Source organism: Dorea sp. AM13-35 (genome assembly GCF_003473885.1).
Taxonomy (GTDB): Bacteria; Bacillota; Clostridia; order Lachnospirales; family Lachnospiraceae; genus Dorea_D; species Dorea_D hominis.
Genome location: NZ_QUCZ01000011.1, coordinates 1 through 20,334 on the forward strand (window position 1 = coordinate 1; position 20,334 = coordinate 20,334).

The 20,334-nt window shown below is 41.7% G+C and carries 18 protein-coding genes, 1 tRNA gene and 1 other RNA gene; 19 read left to right on the forward strand and 1 reads right to left on the reverse strand.

What is annotated here, in order from left to right; all coding sequences use genetic code 11:
- The first annotated feature begins 143 nt into the window (after positions 1 to 143).
- The 15 genes from DW152_RS11770 to tadA all read left to right on the forward strand — a co-directional run bounded on the left by DW152_RS11770 (position 144) and on the right by tadA (position 14,867).
- A tRNA-Asn gene (locus tag DW152_RS11770) sits at positions 144 to 215 on the forward strand.
- Between the two features lie 479 nt (positions 216 to 694).
- A complete protein-coding gene (locus DW152_RS11775; RefSeq protein ID WP_118288699.1) occupies positions 695 to 1,372 on the forward strand; it encodes a Crp/Fnr family transcriptional regulator in 678 nt (225 codons plus the stop codon).
- A gap of 5 nt (positions 1,373 to 1,377) precedes the next feature.
- The gene (locus DW152_RS11780) at positions 1,378 to 2,121 is read left to right on the forward strand and encodes a nucleoside phosphorylase (RefSeq protein ID WP_021860256.1); all 744 of its coding nucleotides are present in this window, start codon (positions 1,378 to 1,380) and stop codon (positions 2,119 to 2,121) included.
- A gap of 73 nt (positions 2,122 to 2,194) precedes the next feature.
- Positions 2,195 to 2,809, forward strand: a complete 615-nt coding sequence (locus tag DW152_RS11785) for an ECF transporter S component (RefSeq protein WP_117538290.1) — start codon at positions 2,195 to 2,197, stop codon at positions 2,807 to 2,809.
- Between the two features lie 30 nt (positions 2,810 to 2,839).
- A complete protein-coding gene (locus DW152_RS11790) occupies positions 2,840 to 3,616 on the forward strand; it encodes an energy-coupling factor transporter transmembrane component T family protein (protein ID WP_117538291.1) in 777 nt (258 codons plus the stop codon).
- A 27-nt stretch (positions 3,617 to 3,643) separates the two neighbouring features.
- Positions 3,644 to 4,483, forward strand: a complete 840-nt coding sequence (locus DW152_RS11795; protein ID WP_118288700.1) for an energy-coupling factor ABC transporter ATP-binding protein — start codon at positions 3,644 to 3,646, stop codon at positions 4,481 to 4,483.
- A 17-nt stretch (positions 4,484 to 4,500) separates the two neighbouring features.
- Positions 4,501 to 5,304, forward strand: a complete 804-nt coding sequence (locus tag DW152_RS11800; RefSeq protein ID WP_117538293.1) for an energy-coupling factor ABC transporter ATP-binding protein — start codon at positions 4,501 to 4,503, stop codon at positions 5,302 to 5,304.
- Positions 5,305 to 5,326: 22 nt separating this feature from the next.
- Positions 5,327 to 6,487, forward strand: a complete 1,161-nt coding sequence (locus DW152_RS11805) for a phosphopentomutase (RefSeq protein WP_118288701.1) — start codon at positions 5,327 to 5,329, stop codon at positions 6,485 to 6,487.
- A 236-nt stretch (positions 6,488 to 6,723) separates the two neighbouring features.
- Complete coding sequence (locus DW152_RS11810) at positions 6,724 to 7,887, forward strand: MalY/PatB family protein (RefSeq protein ID WP_118288736.1); 1,164 nt, start codon at positions 6,724 to 6,726, stop codon at positions 7,885 to 7,887.
- Between the two features lie 303 nt (positions 7,888 to 8,190).
- Entirely contained in the window at positions 8,191 to 9,711 is a 1,521-nt protein-coding gene (locus DW152_RS11815; RefSeq protein WP_118288702.1) for a Y-family DNA polymerase, read from the forward strand.
- Positions 9,708 to 10,160 (forward strand): hypothetical protein, encoded by a 453-nt coding sequence (locus DW152_RS11820; RefSeq protein WP_118288703.1) that lies wholly within the window; start codon positions 9,708 to 9,710, stop codon positions 10,158 to 10,160. Before DW152_RS11815 ends, DW152_RS11820 begins: the two co-directional genes overlap by 4 nt.
- 469 nt (positions 10,161 to 10,629) lie before the next feature.
- Positions 10,630 to 11,895: a hypothetical protein gene (locus tag DW152_RS11825; RefSeq protein WP_118288704.1), complete on the forward strand. Its 1,266-nt coding sequence runs from the start codon at positions 10,630 to 10,632 to the stop codon at positions 11,893 to 11,895.
- Positions 11,896 to 11,910: 15 nt separating this feature from the next.
- Positions 11,911 to 13,359 carry a deoxyguanosinetriphosphate triphosphohydrolase gene (locus DW152_RS11830; protein WP_118288705.1) on the forward strand — a complete coding sequence of 483 codons (1,449 nt, stop codon included), beginning with the start codon at positions 11,911 to 11,913 and terminating at the stop codon, positions 13,357 to 13,359.
- 46 nt (positions 13,360 to 13,405) lie between these two features.
- Positions 13,406 to 14,350 carry a DUF6128 domain-containing protein gene (locus DW152_RS11835; protein WP_118288706.1) on the forward strand — a complete coding sequence of 315 codons (945 nt, stop codon included), beginning with the start codon at positions 13,406 to 13,408 and terminating at the stop codon, positions 14,348 to 14,350.
- A gap of 19 nt (positions 14,351 to 14,369) precedes the next feature.
- On the forward strand, positions 14,370 to 14,867 hold the full coding sequence (tadA, locus tag DW152_RS11840) for a tRNA adenosine(34) deaminase TadA (RefSeq protein ID WP_118288737.1): 498 nt from the start codon (positions 14,370 to 14,372) through the stop codon (positions 14,865 to 14,867).
- A gap of 3 nt (positions 14,868 to 14,870) precedes the next feature.
- Here the strand turns inward: tadA and ffs are convergent.
- Positions 14,871 to 15,134: signal recognition particle sRNA large type (ffs, locus tag DW152_RS11845), an RNA gene on the reverse strand.
- Between the two features lie 65 nt (positions 15,135 to 15,199).
- Here ffs and DW152_RS11850 point away from each other — a divergent pair.
- From DW152_RS11850 to DW152_RS11865, 4 genes are all read left to right on the forward strand, one after another.
- Positions 15,200 to 16,987, forward strand: coding sequence for a B12-binding domain-containing radical SAM protein (locus DW152_RS11850; protein ID WP_118288707.1), 1,788 nt, complete (start codon positions 15,200 to 15,202; stop codon positions 16,985 to 16,987).
- A 181-nt stretch (positions 16,988 to 17,168) separates the two neighbouring features.
- Entirely contained in the window at positions 17,169 to 18,695 is a 1,527-nt protein-coding gene (locus DW152_RS11855; RefSeq protein WP_243059938.1) for a VanW family protein, read from the forward strand.
- 63 nt (positions 18,696 to 18,758) lie between these two features.
- Positions 18,759 to 19,640, forward strand: coding sequence for an AIR synthase-related protein (locus DW152_RS11860; protein WP_118288708.1), 882 nt, complete (start codon positions 18,759 to 18,761; stop codon positions 19,638 to 19,640).
- 140 nt (positions 19,641 to 19,780) lie between these two features.
- Positions 19,781 to 20,278 carry a tRNA (cytidine(34)-2'-O)-methyltransferase gene (locus DW152_RS11865; RefSeq protein ID WP_021860239.1) on the forward strand — a complete coding sequence of 166 codons (498 nt, stop codon included), beginning with the start codon at positions 19,781 to 19,783 and terminating at the stop codon, positions 20,276 to 20,278.
- Positions 20,279 to 20,334 lie beyond the last annotated feature (56 nt).

A 20,334-nucleotide genomic window follows, 5' to 3' on the forward strand; every position in this document is an offset into this window, starting at 1 on the left:
ATACTAATCGGTCGAGGGCATGACCAAGCAAGGTGATAGGTAAAGGATGAAGAGTATTTCTTGTATGCAGTTTTGAAGGTATATAAAAAATTTGTTATAACCCCTTGCAAAATATATTGCATGGGTTTATACTATATAAGTATTCCTCGATAGCTCAGTGGTAGAGCATTCGGCTGTTAACCGAAGGGTCGTTGGTTCGAGCCCAACTCGGGGAGTTTGTAAACCTGTAAGGCATAAGCTTTACAGGTTTTTACTATATTGTAAGATATTGTGTTATAGAAACTGTAGTGTAGAAACACTCAATGGCAGATTCGGCAGATAAGAGCAATGTTCTTGTTTTCAAATATATTTACACGAGATTTTCTAAGATTTTTCGTTGAAATTTTCCCATTATCGTATATAACTTTTTAAGAAAAAAGGATTCGTTTGAAGTGACAATAGTTACGTAAATGAGTAAATTTAAAAGGGCGTGCTATAAATAATGTTTGCGAAAGTATAAAAGTATAAAAGCACAAAAGGACAAATGTCCCGAATTCATGGCAGAAATAATTTGATTTTATTTTAACAGAGTAAAACTGCCGGACATAATTCCTACACATTTTTGCGCTATTTTTTTATAATAGGAAATGGAAATAAGGAAATATCCATTTCATTCTTTGATGCCAATAAACTGCAGTGAGGAAGGAAGACTAAAATGGATCAAAATTTAGAAAAACTAGTAGAACTTTTGGAAAAAGACAGAGAAATATTTCAGATGTTGCGTCAGTGCCCATATGAGATTTTGAGACGTTTTGAAGTAAAGGATTATGAGGCAGACCAGTTTGTACTGAACCAGGGTGAGATTCATAACAGATTTTATATCATCGCTTCCGGGTATGTAGATATCTATGTAGAGTCAGCGCATGGAAAACGTTATCTTCTTTGCACATATATGAAAGGCGATTATATTGGCGAACTGGAAATCTTCAAACAGACAGGTTACATCAGCCGGATACAGTCGCGTGGAAAAGTACGGATTCTGGAACTGGATCGAACGTTCTTTTTACAATGGATCCGGACAGATAAGAATTTTAATGAATATATGATTCGTACACTGTGTGATAATTCATACCGGATGTGTCTGAATATGGGAGAAAATACACTATATACATTAAAGCAGAGAATTTGTCAGTATCTGCTTCGTAATATGGAAATGGATGCAAAATTTGTCATGATTTCTTCAGAAGTTTTAAGTCAGCAGATGGCGGTGACAACAAGAAGTGTCAACCGGGTATTAAAACAGTTAAGAGAACAGGGATTTATTGAACTCGAGAAAGGGAAAATATCAATCTGCGATCAACAGTCTTTGGAAGATATATTAAGAAAGGATTGAGAACTATGAGTACATTACAGCCACATATCAGATGCAGCGAGGAAGATGCGGCAAAATATGCGATTCTTCCGGGAGATCCGGCGAGAGTAGACCGTATCAAAGAGCATTTAACAGATGTGAAAGAGATCGCATTTAACCGTGAGATGAAGAGTATCAGCGGATATTATAAAGGTGTAAAGGTGATGGCAGTTTCTACCGGAATGGGAGGAGCGTCTACAGGAATTACAGTAGAGGAGCTTCATAATATCGGTGTTGAAGTTATGATTCGTATCGGAAGCTGTGGAGCATTACAACCGGAGATCAATATGGGAGATCTGATCCTCATTAACGGAGCTGTCCGTGATGAGGGAGCTTCCAAAGCTTATATCGAAGAGATTTATCCGGCAATTCCAGATACAGGAGTACTGATGAATCTGATCGAAGCAACGAAGGATCTCGGATATGCTTACCATGTAGGACGTGGAAGAAGTCATGATAGTTTCTACACAGACCGTGAGGATGAGATCGATCACTACTGGTCAGGCAAAGGAATCCTTGGTGCAGATATGGAAACAGCCGCTTTATTTATCATTGGCGGTTTAAGAGGTGTTAAGACAGCTTCTATTTTAAATACAGTCAGCCTGTATGAAGGAAATCTGGAAGAAGAGATTAATAATTATGTAGATGCGGACAACGCAGCAGCAGTTGGCGAAGAGCATGAAATCATTGCTGCACTGGAAACAATCGTTCGTATGGACAAGAAGAATTAAGAGAGCGAAAGATACAAAGGTAGTGTCAAGTAAGCTATGAAAAAACTGAGACACAAAGGACGGAGGCAGAAAAATGAAAAATAAAAATAATAACAGCCCATGGTCGCTGAAAATCAATACGGCATCACTTGTATTGATCCCGGCGGCAGTAGGTATCAATTATATTGGGAAATTATTTGCAGGAATGTTAAAACTGCCATTATGGCTGGATTCCATCGGAACCTGTCTTGCAGCAGCATTGGCAGGGCCGGTTGTCGGAGCGATTTCCGGAGCAATTAACAATATTATTTATGGTGTAACTATGGATCCGATCTCTACTGTCTATGCATTTTCGCAGGCAGGAATCGGAATCGTAGTAGGGCTGATGGCATATTACGGAGCACTTAAGAGTTTAAAGGGTACGTTGCTTACAGGTATATTTGGTGGTGCAGCGGCAGTTGTGATTTCTACCCCGTTAAATATTATTTTCTGGGGAGGAACAACCGGTAACCTCTGGGGAGACCTGGCATATGCGGCAGCAGTTGCCAAACATTTCCCTCTGTGGCAGGCATCTACGATCGATGAGATCATTGTAGATATCCCGGATAAAATTGTAGTACTTCTGTTGGTAGCAGCTCTTTTCAAAGGACTTCCGAAGAGTCTGATGTCCCTGTATCAGAGCAATCACAGAATCGAGAGCCTGGACTAGGCAGGACAGAAAAGAGAATGGAGGCTAATCATGAAAAGTTTGAGTTTGTATGAAGATAAACAGTCCTTTTTAAATGGACTGACTCCGGGATGCAAGGCTTTTTACATTATTGCAGCACTTGTAATTCCGGCAATGCTGGGAAATAAACTGATCAGTATCGGATTTATTGTTTTAAGTATTTTACTTCTTACCCAGTCAAAAGTAATCCGCAGAACACTGCCAATCCTTGCAGTATCTGGATTTGTATTGATCACTGTAATTATTATTCAGGGATTGTTCCGTGCAGGTAACGAGACTGTAGTACTGGATCTTGGACCGGTTGCATTTTATAAAGAAGGTTTAATATTTGCGGCAGATATTGCAATTAATGTGTTAAATATTATTTTTGCTTTCTGTGTACTCGTTCTGACAACAAAACCTTCTGATATTATTGAGAGTATGGTAAGCCGCGGATTTTCACCGAGAATCGGATATGTATTTGTATCCCTGTTCCAGTTGATTCCGCAGATGACAGAGCGTATGTCTACAATCACAGATGCGCAGAGAAGCCGTGGTATGGAAACTGAGGGAAGTCTATTAATCCGAATGAAGGCATTTATTCCGTTGATTTCTCCTGTGATCATGAGTTCTTTTATTGATACAAAAGAGCGTGCGATCGCGCTGGAAGTTCGTGGATTTAACTCAAAAGAAAAGAAATCATTTTTGAATGTATTCCATGCAAATGCTGCAAGCCGTCCGATTTACTGGATTTTATTAATTGCCACAGTGGCATCTGTAGTATGGAAACTTGTGATGATGTTTGCATAAAATACGCAGAAAGGACAGAGACAGACAATGGCTGAGATTAAAATTGAAAATTTAAAATACAGATATCCGGATACGAAAGAACTTGCACTGGATGGAATCACCTGCGATATTAAGCCGGGAGAATTTATCGGCGTGATCGGACGTAACGGATCAGGGAAAAGTACATTTTGCCAGTCCCTTATCGGACTGGTGCCAAACTTTTACCGTGGCGCTTACGGCGGAAAAGTTTTTATTGATGATATTGAAGTACGCAATGTGGAAGTAGACGAACTTTGCCAGAAAGTTGGAATGGTGTTCCAGAATCCATTTAATCAGGTAACAGGTTCAAAATTGACGGTATATGAAGAAATTGCTTTCGGACTGGAAAACTTTGGTATTCCAAGAAACGAAATGAAGAAGAGAATCGATGATGCGCTGGAACTTCTTGATATTGCAAAATACAGAGACCGTGCTCCGTTTGATCTTTCCGGTGGACAGATGCAGAGAATGGCGATCGCAAGTATCATCGCGATGAATCCGGAAATTATTGTATTAGATGAGCCAACTTCACAGCTCGATCCACAGGGAAGCGAGGAAGTATTTAAAGCAGTTGCCAAGCTGAGTGAAAAAGGTATTACAGTCATCATGGTAGAGCATAAGATTGAAAAAATTGCAGCTTACAGCGACAGAATTATGTTATTAGATGGCGGTAAGTTGGTTGCATTTGACACACCACAGGAAATCTTCGCAAGAGAAGATCTGGATGAACATGGTGTAGTTGCACCGGTTTATACAAGAATCTGCAAAGATCTGGGACTTCGTGTTCCGGGAACAGATTATTATCCGGTAACTTTGGACGAAGCACACAAACTGCTGGCATGTAAGTAGTGGAAATGGAGGACATTATGAATACGATCGAGATAAAAAATCTGCATTTCTCATACAATGCAGGAGAAGAGATCCTGAAGGGACTGAATCTGACGATTGATGAACGCTCCACTGCGATTATCGGACAGAACGGTGCCGGAAAGACAACATTTGTAAAATTATTAAAAGGACTTTTGCGTCCGACAGAAGGACAGATTTTATTTAACGGGCAGGATATTTCCAAACAGACAGTTGCAACCCTAGCAAAAGATATTGGACTTATTTTCCAGAATCCGAATGACCAGATTTTCAAAAATACAGTTTTGGATGAAGTAATGTTCGGACCGATGCAGATCGGCATGAGCAAAGATAAAGCAAAAGAAGTTGCGTTAAAAGCATTGGATATGGTAGGCTTAAAGGGAACAGAGAAGATTAATCCGTATGATCTGGGACTCTCTGAGCGTAAGATGGTATCGATCGCAGCGATCGTTGCGATGGATACAAAGGTAGTTATTTTTGATGAGCCGACGATCGCACAGGATTACATGGGCAAGAAGAGAATTCAGGCTATCATGAAGGAATTACAGAGACAGCATAAGATTGTGATTTCTATTTTGCATGATATGGATTTCGTTGCGGAAACATTTGACCGGGCAATCGTATTTGCAAAAGGAGATGCACTGCTGGACGGAGATGTGAAAAGCGTGTTCAAGGAAAAGGATATTCTTGAGAAGGCATATTTGGAGCAGCCATACACCATGCAGCTTTGTTACGAACTTGGATATAAAGAAGCATTTTTAAACCCAGAAGATTTTGTCGCTTATAAGAAAGCGAATCAATAGTAAGAAGAAAGAAGGGACCGGGATGAGAGCATTTTGGATCGTACTGGACAGCGCAGGAATCGGAAAAGCACCAGATGCGGCGCAGTTTGGAGATGAAGGAAGTAATACCTGGAAGACCTGTTATGATTCAGGAAAATTGAACATTCCGAATATGGAGAAACTTGGCATTTATCATATTGATGATATGGGATATGGAAATCAGGATCAGGCAGCGGAAGGCTGCTATGGAAGACTGTATGAGAGTTCCCAGGGGAAGGATACAACCATCGGTCACTGGGAGATGGCAGGTGTGATCTCACCAAAACCGTTCCCGGTTTACCCGGATGGATTTCCGGAGGAGGTGCTGGCAGAATTTGAGAAGCAGACTGGACGGAAAGTGCTTTGTAATAAGCCATATTCCGGAACGGATGTAATCCGTGACTATGGAAAAGAGCACATGGAGACAGGCGCGCTGATCGTGTATACTTCTGCGGACAGTGTATTTCAGATTGCAGCCCATGAGGAAGTCGTACCGATTGAGACATTATATGAATACTGTAAGATTGCAAGAAAGATTTTGATGGGAGATCATGCAGTAGCGAGAGTTATTGCGAGACCATTTGTCGGTGAGTATCCGAACTTTACAAGAACAGACCGCAGACATGATTTTTCACTGGTGCCTCCGAAACCGACGATTCTGGATCAGTTAAAGGCAGCAGGAAAAGATGTGATCGGTGTCGGAAAGATTTATGATATTTTTGCAGGTCAGGGACTGACTGAGACAACACCGAATCATGGAAATGCAAAAAATATGGAGAAAGTATTCGAAATCCAGAAAAAAGATTTTGACGGACTTTGCTATATCAACCTGGTTGATTTTGATATGATGTATGGACACCGCAGAGATATTCCGGGTTATACAAATGCGTTGAATGAATTTGATGAAGCACTCGGAACATTTCTTGCAAATATGCGGGATGATGATGTGCTCTTTATTACTGCAGATCACGGATGTGATCCGGGATACAAGGGAACAGATCATACACGAGAGGCTGTGCCGCTTCTTGGATACAGCAAGGCATGGAAACGGGGAATCAACATTGGAACGAGGGACACGTATGCAGATATTGCAGCTACGATCGGTGAGTTGTTCCAGATTGATTATACCGGTGACGGCAGCAGCTTTGCGGATAAATTGAGATAATGATAGAAGGGACCCTAAGGTTAAATTCTGTATGAGTTTACTCATGCAAGAAAGACTTTAGGGCCTTTTTGCGTAAATTTTTTCATTAATATGAAGCGCACATTTTAGAAACTCTGCAGCATGATTTGTGTAAAAAGATGATAGGATATATTGGGGGATAGGGGAACAGAAAAAATCGTGCTATAATGACGTTAGCATTGTAAATGCAAGTACAAAAGAAATGGATGGTATATGGTATGGAAGAACTTGTATATGTAGATCGTAAAAATACAAACTGTAACAAATGGGATGGTCAGACAGGCATGTTTGGCGAGGAAGGCTTACATGCAATGTGGGTGGCAGATATGGATTTCCGCGTGCCGCAGGGGGTGGTGGATGCCCTGAAAGAATATGTAGAGCAGGGAGTATTTGGATATTATAAAATACCGGAGTCCTATTATGAAGCATTTATAAAATGGGAAAAGGAGCAGCACGGATTTACGATAGAGAAGAAATGGATGCGATTTTCACCTGGTGTGGTTGCGGCATTTCACTGGTTTGTGCAGATTCTGTCAGAGCCGGGGGATGCAGTGATCGTCAATACGCCGGTATATTATCCGTTCCTGCATGCAGTGAAAAATAATAACCGGAAGCTGATCTGTTCAGATCTGATCAACGAAGACGGAAAATATCATATAGATTATGAAGACTTTGAGAAGAAAATTGTAGAGAATCAGGTGAAAATATTTATTCTGTGTTCACCGCACAATCCGGCAGGACGTGTATGGAAAAAAGAGGAGTTAAAGACATTATTTGAAATCTGCAGAAAGCATCAGGTATATGTGATTTCGGACGAAATTCATCATGATCTGATCTTCAGTGAACATCCGCATGTACCGTCTTTATCTGTTGGCGAGTATGCAGATATGATGGTAGCAATCACAGCGCCGTCGAAGACATTTAACCTTGCCGGCGGACAGAATTCCATTGTGATCATTCCAGATGATAAGCTCCGGAAGAAATGGGATACATTTGTAGATGGAATCCGTGTCAGAAGTGGTAATCCGTTTGGATATATCGCGGCAGAGGCGGCATACCGGACAGGAGCTTCCTGGTTGGAAAGTGTGAAAGCACAGATCTGTGAAAATGAAGCATATGTCAGAGAAACATTTGAAAAAGAACTTCCGGATGTAGTAGTCTCGCCGTTGGAGGGAACATATTTGTGCTGGATCGATCTGGGCGCATATGTTCCGGCAGAAAAAGTCAAAGAAGTTGTGCAGAAAAGATGTCATCTGGCAGTTGATTTTGGTGACTGGTTCGGTGGTAGCAGATTTGGCACATTTATCCGTATGAATCTGGCTACATCGCCGGAAAATGTGAAGATCGGCGTGGATGCATTGGTAAGAGAACTGAAGAAGTAGTATGTGTATGAGATCTTAAGATATGATAGATAATGAAAGTATACTTTCCGGTGGAGAGTATACTTTTTGTTATGGCGACGAGGAAAATGTGCTATGCTTGCATAGCAACATTTGACGACCGTTAATCAGCGAGCTGCCAAGCGAGATGGTATACGAATCGAACAGGAGTTAGCCTGTTCGATTATAGCGACGAGGAAGTTACCGGTGGCAGATCCGGTAGGTTCAGATATTTGACGAAATATGAAAAATAGATTATAATAAGACGAACATATGTTCTGATTTAAGAAAGAGGGAGAATGCGAGATGGAACACACTTATATAGCGATTGATTTAAAATCATTTTATGCATCTGTGGAATGTCAGGAACGTGATTTAGATCCGATGACAACGAATCTGGTTGTTGCGGATCCAAGTCGTACAGAGAAAACAATCTGTCTTGCAGTCTCTCCTTCTTTAAAAAAATGTGGAATTCCGGGAAGACCACGTTTATTTGAAGTAGTACAAAAAGTCAGCGAAATAAACAGGAAGCGAAAAAGTCTGGCTCCGGGAAGAAAGTTTACCGGAGATTCCTATAATATGGAAGAGTTAAAGCAGCATCCGGAACTGGAATTACAATACATTATTGCTGTTCCGAGGATGGCGCTTTATATGGATTACAGCCGCCGGATTTACGGTATATATCTGAAATATATCGCACCGGAAGACATGCATGTATATTCGATTGATGAAGTATTTCTGGATGTGACACATTATTTGAAAACGTATGGATTAACGGCGAAGAAACTGGCAGAGAAGATCATACAGAATATACTGAAAGAAACCGGAATTACGGCTACGGCAGGGATTGGGACGAATCTGTATTTGTGCAAAGTGGCAATGGACATTGTGGCGAAACATATCGAGCCGAACGCAAACGGTGTGAGAATTGCATCATTAAATGAAAGATCTTACCGGAAAATATTGTGGGATCACAGACCACTTATGGATTTTTGGCGGGTAGGTCATGGATATGCACAGAAATTAGAAGCTGCAGGGCTCTACACGATGGGAGATATTGCGAGGTGTTCCATTGGAAAAGAAAATGAATATTATAATGAAGAACTTTTATACAAGATGTTTGGCGTGAATGCAGAATTATTGATTGATCATGCGTGGGGTTATGAGCCATGTACGATGGATTTTGTGAAATCTTATCAGCCGGAGCAGAACAGTATGGGCGCCGGACAGGTATTGCATTGTCCTTATTCCGGGAAACAGGCAAAACTTGTTGTAAAGGAAATGACAGACCAGTTAGTTCTGGATCTGGTGGAAAAGCAGCTGGTGACAGATCAGATTGTCCTGACGATTGGTTTTGACAGGGAGAATCTGGCGAATCAAAAAGGAAAAAGTCAATTTAAAGGTGAAGTAGCGACGGATCGTTATGGACGCAAAGTGCCAAAGCATGCTCATGGTACGGCAAATTTAGAAAAGTGGACATCTTCAACGAAAAAAATTATGGAAGCGGTATTGGAATTATATGACCGGATCGTAGATCCGGAACTTCTAGTCAGACGTATTACAATCACAGCGAATCATGTAGTGTCGGAATCTGCGGCGCAGGAAAAGAACGGCTTTGAACAGCTTTCGCTATTTGATAATGATCCGGATGAACCGCAGAAGAAGCAACAGGAGCAGGAAGAGCTGGAACGGGAAAAGAAAATGCAGAAGGCAGTGCTGGATATTAAGAAAAAATATGGGAAAAATGCAATCTTAAAAGGCATGAATCTGCAGGAAGGCGCGACGGCAGTGGAGCGAAACAGCCAGATTGGAGGACACAAAGCATGAGCGTGTATGGAAAATTTGAGAGTGCAGAAAAAAAGTATAAAGATATCATAGATCTTCCACATCCAACATCCAGGAAGCATCCCCGCATGTCGCTGGAAGCAAGAGCAGCACAGTTTGCACCATTTGCAGCCCTGACCGGTCATAAAGAAGAATTGCAGGAGGAACGCCGGTTGACAAAGCATAAGATTATACAGGATGAAGGTTACCGGGAAGAACTGGATTATGCCTTAGATCATATTTGCCAGAGTGAAGGGGAGATTTATATCAGGTGTGAATATTTTGTCGCAGACAAAGAAAAAGATGGCGGAGATTACAAAATCGCAACAGGAATATTTAAAAGGATAAATTCTGAGACAAATCACCTGGTATTAAAAGACGGGATGGAAATTCCGCTGGGAGATATTGTGGAGCTGGAAGAGATAGAAGATCCTACACTGGACAGCGTCTGATGCCCTCGAATAATCTGAAAATGAAAATAAATACAAAAAATATATTGACAAATATATAATATAAGGCTATAATGTAATCACAAAATAACAAATCGAAATTATATGACAGACGCGAGCTGTAAATAATTCATTTGTTATATGATTTCAATTATACAATTGAAAGTGTCCGAGGTGTAACGCAGGAGGACAACGATACTAAGAAAGGAAGGTACGGGCCACCAAAAGGTAGAAGGTAATGAAGATGGAAGAACAATCAGAATAAAGGCGGATATCAATGAACGAATTGGTATCCGTCTTTATTTAGGTATGCATTTTTATATTAAGAGAAAAGTCTGTTTTGATGCAAAAATCGGCATGATATGTTTTCCGTATTATAGCTGTGTGCAAGTTGACGCTCGTTTATGTATTTGATAGAATAAATAAGGTAAATATGGGGAGCTTTTATGGAATAGAATAAGGAGGATAAGCTATGCTGGATTTGACATTTGGAGAGCAAGTCAAGATTATCTTAAAGAGAAAAGGTATGACGATCAAAGAGCTTGCAAAGCTCATTGAAGAGCAGACGGGAAAGAAGATGTCCCGTCAGAATATGACGCAGAGACTGAATCGCGATAATTTTCAAGAGCAGGATATGCGAGCGATCGCGAGTATATTAGGCTGTCCTTTTCAATTGAATATTCTGGGAGAGGATACAGCTGCTGAAAATGACAGCATGGAACATATACAGGAAGTGGCAGCAGAGTCGGAAAAAGAGATTGTAGAAGAGACAGTAGAAGAAGTTTACGAAGAGCCGGAAGAGGAAGTCTACGAAGAACCAACGAAAGAAGTTTACGAAGAGCCGGAAGAGGAAGTCTACGAAGAACCAACGGAAGAGAGATTTTATGAAGAAGAACCGGTGGAAGAACTAACGGAAGAAATCTACGAAGAGCCGACAGAAGAGATCGTGGAGGAAGTCTATGAAGAAGAACCGGTGGAAGAAGTAACGGAAGAAATCTACGAAGAGCCTGTAGAAGAGCCTGTGGAAGAACTTGTAGAGGAATATGATGATTTCCGAGAGACAGAGGAACTGATCCGGGAAACATTTGAAGAGGAGAACCGGGAAGAAGTTTCAGAGGTCACAACAGGAGAAGCAGAAGAGACAACATCGGAGCCGGAAGAGCCAGAGTCAACAGCGGAAGATGAAGAACCGACAGCAAAATCAGAAGAACCGGTGAAGAAAAAGAAACACCACAGCTGGAAGGATTATTTCCAGAGAATGACTGGCAAACATGCAGACAAGGAAGCAGAAGGCGTAAAGCAGGCGGAAGTGGAAGAACAGAAACAGCAACCGGAACAGGAACAGTCGCCTAAACAGGAATCAGTGCCGGAACCGGAAATAACAGAACCGGAAGAAGAATATAAGGAAGAACTCGGTGAAGAATTTACAGAACCAGAAGCAGAAGTATCACCGGTAGAAGAGGAATTTGCAGAAGCATTTGAGGAAGCTGTTGCGAAAGAGAACGAGCAGGAAGAAGAGACAGAGGATTTATCCATTGGTGAGATGAATCCATATACCGGTCGTGAATATGAGTCCAACAGTGTGCGGATGCATCCGAAACGTATCGGTTATGTACAGGTTTACAGCCGCAAAGATCACAAATGGCAGGATATGACAGAGTGGGCATTTCTTGGTGAGCAGGAACGAAAGAAAGTAGAACTTGGTGATGATTATGTTTCACCGATTTACCTCGATTAGAAAGCGTGAAGATATATGAAATGGGAACAGCTATTATCGACAAAGCGAAGCAGAGAGTCCGGATCCGGCCGCAGGACGGATGGCAATACGGATCTGAGAAGTGAATTTGAAAAAGATTATCACAGAATTATCGGAAGCGCTTCTTTCCGCCGTTTGCAGGATAAGACGCAGGTGTTCCCACTGGACAAGAGCGATTTTATACGGACAAGGCTGACACACTCTATGGAAGTATCTTCGATTGCCAGGTCGTTGGGACAGAATATTGCGGAAAATATTCTGTTATATAAAAAGGATGAGGGCTTCAAACCGCACATGAAGGAAGATATCTGTAATATTTTGCAGTGTGCCGGATTGATCCATGACATTGGCAATCCGCCGTTTGGTCATTACGGTGAGGTTGCGATAAGAGAGTGGTTTGAAAGAAATCTTTCAAAGATCGAATTTCACGGACGCCCGGTCGATCAGCTTCTGAATGAACAGATGCTTGCAGATCTGTATCATTTTGAAGGAAATGCGCAGGCACTCAGACTGGTAACGAAATTACACTTTCTGGTGGATGAGCATGGAATGAACCTGACATATGCGTTATTGAATACAATTGTAAAGTATCCTGTGCCGTCCCATCAGATGGATCCTCATTCAGAAGATATTAAGAAGAAAAAAATGGGATATTATTATGCGGATGAGGAGATTTTCCGGGAGATTGAAAAAGAAACCGGAACAAACGGTAACCGTCATCCGCTGACATATATATTGGAAGCGGCAGATGATATCGCGTACAAGACAGCAGATATTGAAGATGCGTTTATTAAGAAATTTATCAGTTACCATACATTGCTGGAAGAGCTGAAAGAAGTGCAAGGATTAACGAAATCGGAGCAGACAGAGACATTTTCCCCGGCAGATGTACTGGAAGAGTTGTATTTACGTGGGAAAGAAAAAAATGTCGCACATCCGGAAGCGTATGCGATTAAGAACTGGATCATATGTGTGCAGGGATTTCTCATCGGTCAGGCAACTTATGGATTTACTTCTAATTATGATCAGATTATGGCAGGAAAATATCCGCATGATCTGTTTTATCATACAGAAGCGGAGAAATTAATGGACATGCTCGGAGAGCTGGCATACCGGGAAGTGTTTACGTCCGATGTGATCTACCGGATGGAAGTTGCAGAAGAGGCTGTTCTGGATTTCCTGATGGACAAGTTCATGCATGCGATCATCAGCTATGACGATGAGCCGGAGAAGTTAGAATCGCTGGATGTGCGTATGGTTTCTTTTATATCGAGCAATTATAAAAGTGCGTATCATTTGCAGGCAGAAGGAAAATCAGATATTGAACGGCTGTATTTAAGACTGCTTCTGGTGACTGATTATATTTGTGGAATGACAGACAGCTACGCCAAACAGCTGTATCAAGAACTCAAAGCAATGGATTGGCCGTGGAGTGGTATTTTTTAACAGGACATGGAATAGATTGTGATAAATAAACCAGACAGGATGTGGAATGGTGAAGCAATTTATCCGATATCTGTATGAATACGATCAGGGAAAAAGAATAAGGAATGTAGGTTTTGTAAAAGTGGAACAAAGCGGAGCAAGAGGAATGGTACACATTCACGGAAAGGGACTGCGCCTCGGAAGTGAACGGACATTGTTCCTGTACCTGCTTTGTGAAGAAGACAGAGGCTACGTTGGAATTAGGCAGGGTGAGATTGGAAATATCAACCCTGCTGTTAATTATCGCTTTTGTTATGAAATGAAAGGCCATACTGTGTGCGGCGTACTCCTTATGAAAGAAGGAAATAATTATTATGCGGCATTGTGGAATGACATGCCGGTGGTGCCGGAGCGCTTGTGGCTGGGTGAGGAAAGTGAAAGTATATCTAAAAAAGAAAAGTCGAATACAGAGCCCAGTCTTAATTTAGATACAAAAGATGGTATAGAAGATGAACCGGTACTGACTTCAGATCATGCTTCAGGTAAAGACATAAAGCCATCGGAGAAAATAAGTTCAGAAACAGAAACCGATTTTTCCCCGGAGATATCCGCATCTGAAGCAGCCACAGAGCACATGGAAAAATGTAATGCACACCGAATCACAAGACGGGAGATCGCAAGGCTGCCGCGGTGCGAATGGAAATTAGCGAATAACCGCTTTCTATTACATGGCTATTATAATTACGGGCATTTACTTTTCCTGGAAGAAGAGGATGGCTGTTATCTGGGAGTACCGGGAGTGTATCATGAGAAAGAAGCGCAGGCAGCAGGCGTTTTCGGATTTGGGAAATTTGTTATGGCAGAGGAACTGGCATTTGACAATAATATAGATGAAAATATAAATAAAACTGCAGAAACAATTGTAGATGATAACATAGACAAAAAAGAAGCGCAGGCAGCAGACAGTGAAGAAGAGCGATTTGGATACTGGTGCAGGCGTGTCAGAAAATAAAGAAAAAGGACAGCGGAAGATGACAGATACAGATGCAAAATACATGAAAGAGGCAATCAGACAGGCAAATAAAGCATATGCGATCGGGGAAGTACCGATTGGTTGTGTAATTGTCCGGGACGGGAAGATCATCAGCAGGGGATATAATCGCCGGACGATTGATAAGAATACACTGGCTCATGCAGAGTTGGCGGCGATTAAAAAAGCGAGTAAGAAATTAGATGACTGGCGGCTGGAAGGTTGTACGATGTATGTGACACTGGAACCTTGTCAGATGTGCGCCGGTGCACTGGTGCAGTCAAGGATTGACAGGGTCGTGGTCGGCTGTATGAATCCAAAAGCCGGATGTGCCGGATCTATTTTGAATCTTTTGCAGATGCCGGAATTTAATCATCAAGTTGAGCTGGAAACAGGAGTTTTAGAAGAAGAATGCAGTCAGATGATGAAAGATTTTTTCAGAGAACTAAGAGAAACCAAGAAATTGAAAAAACAGGGAGAAAATAAAAACAAGAAATAAAAAACGTGCATTGCGCTTCGAACACTTTCTCCCGGACGTTACCTTAACAGTTAACTCAGACCAGGCTGCCTTACGGCACCCGGGAGGTTCTGCTTAGTGCTGCTTCGTTCCCGACCTGACACGGTTCACAGATTCCCGTCGCGTAAGACCCAGTCATCAACGCCACTTATTAAGGGCAGCTCCGAAAGAAAAATGCCCTCTGCGCAATATCACCCCTACTATAGCGGATTGTAGGTACAAGGTACCGCTAACACCCCGGCTGCACGAGTCTATATTTTAACGTGTTTTGCCCGAATTGTCAATGGAAATACCGGAATTGGAGGAAATATACAATGAAGATTTTGCTGGCAGCGATCAATGCCAAATATATACATTCAAATTTAGCAGTCTATTGTCTGAAAGCATACGCTGACCTGCACTGCCACACAGAACAGGAAAATAATGAATTACAGATTGAGATCGGAGAATATACGATCAACCAGCAGATGGATGATATTATGCGGGATGTCTACGAAAGGCAGCCCGACGTTTTATGTCTGTCATGTTACATCTGGAATTTAAAATATGTTGAAGAACTGATCCGGGAAATAAAAAAAGTCCGTCCGAATCTTAAGATTTGGACCGGCGGCCCGGAAGTTTCTTATGACGCACCGGATGTACTTCGAAGACTGCCGGAAGTTACCGGTGTAATGAAAGGAGAAGGCGAACTGACTTTTCATGCATTGTGTGAAGCATATGTACAGACAGAACAGGAAATGACCGGATATGAGATCCCGGATGATGTGCTGGCCGGGATTGATGGAATTACATTTCGTGACAGTAACGGCGAAGTAGTAGAAACACCGTGGCGGCAGCCGATCGATCTGAGCGAAGTCCCGTTTGTATATGAACATCTGGAAGATTTTGAACATAAAATCATTTATTATGAGACAAGCAGAGGCTGTCCGTTTGCATGCAGCTATTGCCTTTCTTCTATAGATAAGAGACTTCGTTTCCGCAGCCTTGATCTTGTATTTCGAGAATTACAGTTTTTCCTGAATCATAAAGTTCCGCAGGTTAAATTTGTAGACCGTACATTTAATTGCAAGCATGACCATGCACTGGCAATATGGAAATATCTGGAAGAACACGATAATGGAATTACGAATTTTCATTTTGAAGTGTCGGCGGATCTGTTAAATGAAGAAGAACTTGAGATTATTACTGCTATGCGTCCGGGATTGATCCAGTTGGAAATCGGCGTACAGTCAACGAATCCGGATACGATCCGGGAGATTCACCGAACAATGGATCTTGATAAGCTTGCTGCAAAAGTGGCAAGAGTCAATCAGGCAGGAAATATCCATCAACACTTGGATCTGATTGCCGGATTGCCATTTGAGGATATCAAAAGTTTTGCAGTGTCTTTTGATGATGTATACCGAATGCGCCCGGAACAGTTGCAGCTTGGTTTCCTGAAAGTTCTGAAAGGTTCTTATATGGAAACAAAAAAAGAAAATTATGGATTGCAGTATAAAAGTACACCGCCATACGAAGTGCTTTCGACCAGATGGATCTCTTATGAGGAAATCTTACATCTAAAAGGCATTGAAGAAATGGTTGAAGTTTATTATAACAGCAGACAATTTGAAGAGACGCTTGAAGAACTGGGAAAAGAATATGAGAGTGCATTTACCATGTATGAGAAACTCTGGAGTTATTATAAGAAACAAAATTATCATCAGGTTAATCATAAACGAAGTGAGCGCTATGAGATATTGCTTGGATTTGTACGTGAATATCATCCGGAAAAAGTGGAATACTACAGAGAATTGCTGACGTATGATTATTATCTGCGTGAAAATGCAAAATCCAGACCGGCATTTGCAGGAAAAGAAGTGCTTACGAAGGAAGAATACCGTCAGTTTTATGAAACAGAAGATAAAGAAAGGCGTTATCTTACTTCCTATGATAAATATGACAAAAACCAGCTGCGTAAAATGACGCATCTGGAAAGATTTTCAAGATTACAGAAAACAGTTTTGTTTGATTATCTGGAACGAAATCCTCTTACGCAGGATGCAAGAATCTGTCTGATCGACAGTCTGGCAGATTGTGGGGAAAATCGTTGCAAAGCATAGAAAAAGAGGGTAAAATATAAACGCATAACGCATAGAGAGGAAGGAAGAAATATGAATTTTAATGATAAAAGAGTAAAAAAAGCAGTCGCAGTTATCATTATGATTGTGATTGTAGCTATGGTAGCTACTATGATTTTGCCGGCAATGGTATAAGATCGTTATAGAAGGAGACAAAAGAGCAGTGGGGGAAAAGACAGGAGACAGGAGAAGACAGGGCTTCGGAAGAGTTTCCAGAAGGATGTTACGAAGAAGGAGAAAAAGAAGACAGCTCATTGGTCTGATGACAGTTGTCCTGGTTGTATTAGTATGGGGTGCCGCTTATCTGGCACTCTATCGTTATGTGTCAAAATATCCGGAGAAGAAGATTTGCGATAACGTATATATTAATGTGGTAAATGTGTCCGGAATGACACGGGAAGAAGCAAAGCGTGCGATGGAAGAACATTTCGCTGAAGATGAGAAGCAGGCAGTTGTATTGAAAACCGGGGAGAAAGAGACAGAAACAACGCTGAAAGATCTTGGGTTTCAATATAAAAAAGAAGATCAGGCAATCGAGAAAGCAGTTTCTTATGGAAAAAAAGGAACACTTCTTAGCAGATACCGCAAACTTCGCAGACTGAAAAAAGAAAAAACAAAGATAAATATGAAGCTGGCGCTTGATGCGGATAAGACAGAGAAAGTTCTGAAAAAACAGGCGGTCCCGCTTGCACCGCATGCAACGGATGCAACGATTGCGCGTGTGAACGGAGAATTTCAGATTACATCGGAAAAAAAAGGAAAAACAATCGATATAAAAGAAACAAAAAAGTTGTTGGTGCAAACATTGAACCGGAAATGGAATCATAAAAAGCTTGAGGTTACACTTCCGCAGAAGACAGAACATCCGAGGATCAAAGCAGCAGATCTGAAAAATATCAAAGACTGCCTGGGAACATTTTCGACCGATGCCGGTGGAGGTGAGCGCTGGAAGAATCTGAAAAACGGAGCAGAGAAGTTAAATGGCACGATTCTGATGCCGGGAGACGTCGTATCGGTACATGATATTACTTCTCCATATGATGCAGAACACGGCTATGCACTGGCGGGTTCTTATGAGAATGGACAGGTTGTAGATTCTTACGGCGGAGGAATCTGTCAGGTATCTACGACATTGTATAATGCCGTTTTGTATGCGGAATTAAAAGTGATAAAGCGTTTTCCACATTCTATGGCAGTAGCATATGTAGATCCGTCCAGGGATGCGGCGATCGCAGGCGATTATAAAGATTTCAGATTCCAGAACAATTACAAAGATCCAATATATATTGAAGGTGGAATTGATGGAGCAAACCAGCTGACATTTTCAATTTATGGCAAAGAAACAAGAAAAGAAAGTCGTAAGATCCAATTTGAAAGTGAGACGACGCATACAGAAGAACCGGGTGTGAGATATCAGGCAAATGCGGATGCGGCGATTGGTTCGATCGTTGCAGCCGGTGGCGGGCATACCGGCCGTACAGCAAGACTGTGGAAGATTGTAATACAGGATGGAAAGCAAGTGAGCCGGAAAGTTATTAATAACAGCACTTACAATAAGTCGGATCAGGTGATTTCAGTGGGAACGAAGTCGTCAAATGCACAGGCTTCAGCGATTGTAAGAAATGCGATCGGTTTGCAGAACAGAAGTAAGATTAATGCGGCGATTAGTCAGGCGCAGGCTCTGGAATAATCATGGAACAGGAAACAGAGCGTATGTGTCGGAATAAATGCAGGAAAAGATGGAGAGGCATAAATGAGATTTGAAACAAAAGATGGCCATATAATAAGTGAACAGACAGTGATATGTGGATATTCAAAGCAGATTGGTGTGTACGGTGTTGCGGCTGTGGCAAATGCACTGGCAGCAGAAGGTGCAGAGCATATCGGAATCAGTGTACAGATACAGATTCCGGATTATGGATACCAGTCGAGGATTCATGGACTGGAAAAGTCTATCCGGAAAATCTGCAAAGAAAAAGATCTGGAACTTCTGGAAGTAAAGTCCGGAAAAAGTCCGGTGCTCCGTTTTGCACAGGTTGTCGTAAACGGTGTAGCTGCTGTCGCTGAGACTAAGACGCGTAAGCCGGAAGCCGGACAGGCAGTGGTTCTGCTAAAATGGGCAGGAATGGAAGGAATGCTGCGTGTGACAGAAGAGAAAGAGGAGCAGCTTAAGGAACGATTTTCACCAGCATTTCTTGCGCAGATCAAAAGCTATGCACCGCAGGTATTTTCGATAAAAGAAATGAGAAAAGCACGCGAAGCAGGAGCATTTGGATTGCGCCAGATCGGAGAAGGCGGTATTCTTGCCGAACTTTACCGGATGGCAAAGGAAGAAGGGCTGGGTCTTGATCTGGAACTTCATAACATCAGCCTTTTGCAGGAGACAGTCGAAGTCTGTGAACAGTTCCATCTGAATCCGTATCAGATGACATCAACAGGAAGTTTTCTTGCGGTAGTATCGGACCAGTCAGCATTTCTGCGTCAGATGGAAGAGGCAGGAATTCCGGTCTCAATGATCGGATATTTTACAGATAACAATGACAAGATTATAAGAAATGGAGAGGAAATACGTTACATTGACCGCCCGGCACCGGATGCGGTGTATTGTATTTTCTCAGAGCCAAAAGAAAAATAATAGAATGATCTCATATAAAGAATTTGCGCTTGTAAATGAAGGTGATGAATCTTTTGTATGGGATCGTTTTTTATTGCTGTAGAAAGTGTATCCATTATATAGTATTATAAAATTAAGTTATGCAGAAAAGAGGAGAGATTATGTTAAACATTGTATTACATGAGCCGGAGATCCCGGCGAACACAGGAAACATCGGAAGAACCTGCGTGGCAGCAAATGCAAGGCTGCACTTGATTGAGCCGTTAGGATTCCGTTTGAATGAAAAGAACTTAAAAAGAGCAGGAATGGACTACTGGAAAGATCTGGATGTGACGACTTACATTGATTTTAATGATTTTATGGAGAAGAATCCGGGAGCAAAGATCTATATGGCTACAACAAAGGCGCATAAAGTATATACAGACGTGCAGTATGAGCCGGACTGCTATATCATGTTTGGAAAGGAAAGCGCAGGAATTCCGGAAGAAATATTAGTGAATCATGAGGAGGACTGCATCCGTATTCCGATGCTGGGAGACATACGCTCTCTGAATTTGGGCAATTCAGTCGCTATCGTGTTATATGAAGCGTTGCGGCAAAATAATTTCCCGGGAATGAATCTGGAAGGACATTTGCATCATTTGCACTGGAATGTCTGAATTATTTGAAAAATATATAAAAATTATGTAAATTCCACAACAATAAGCGCGCTTGT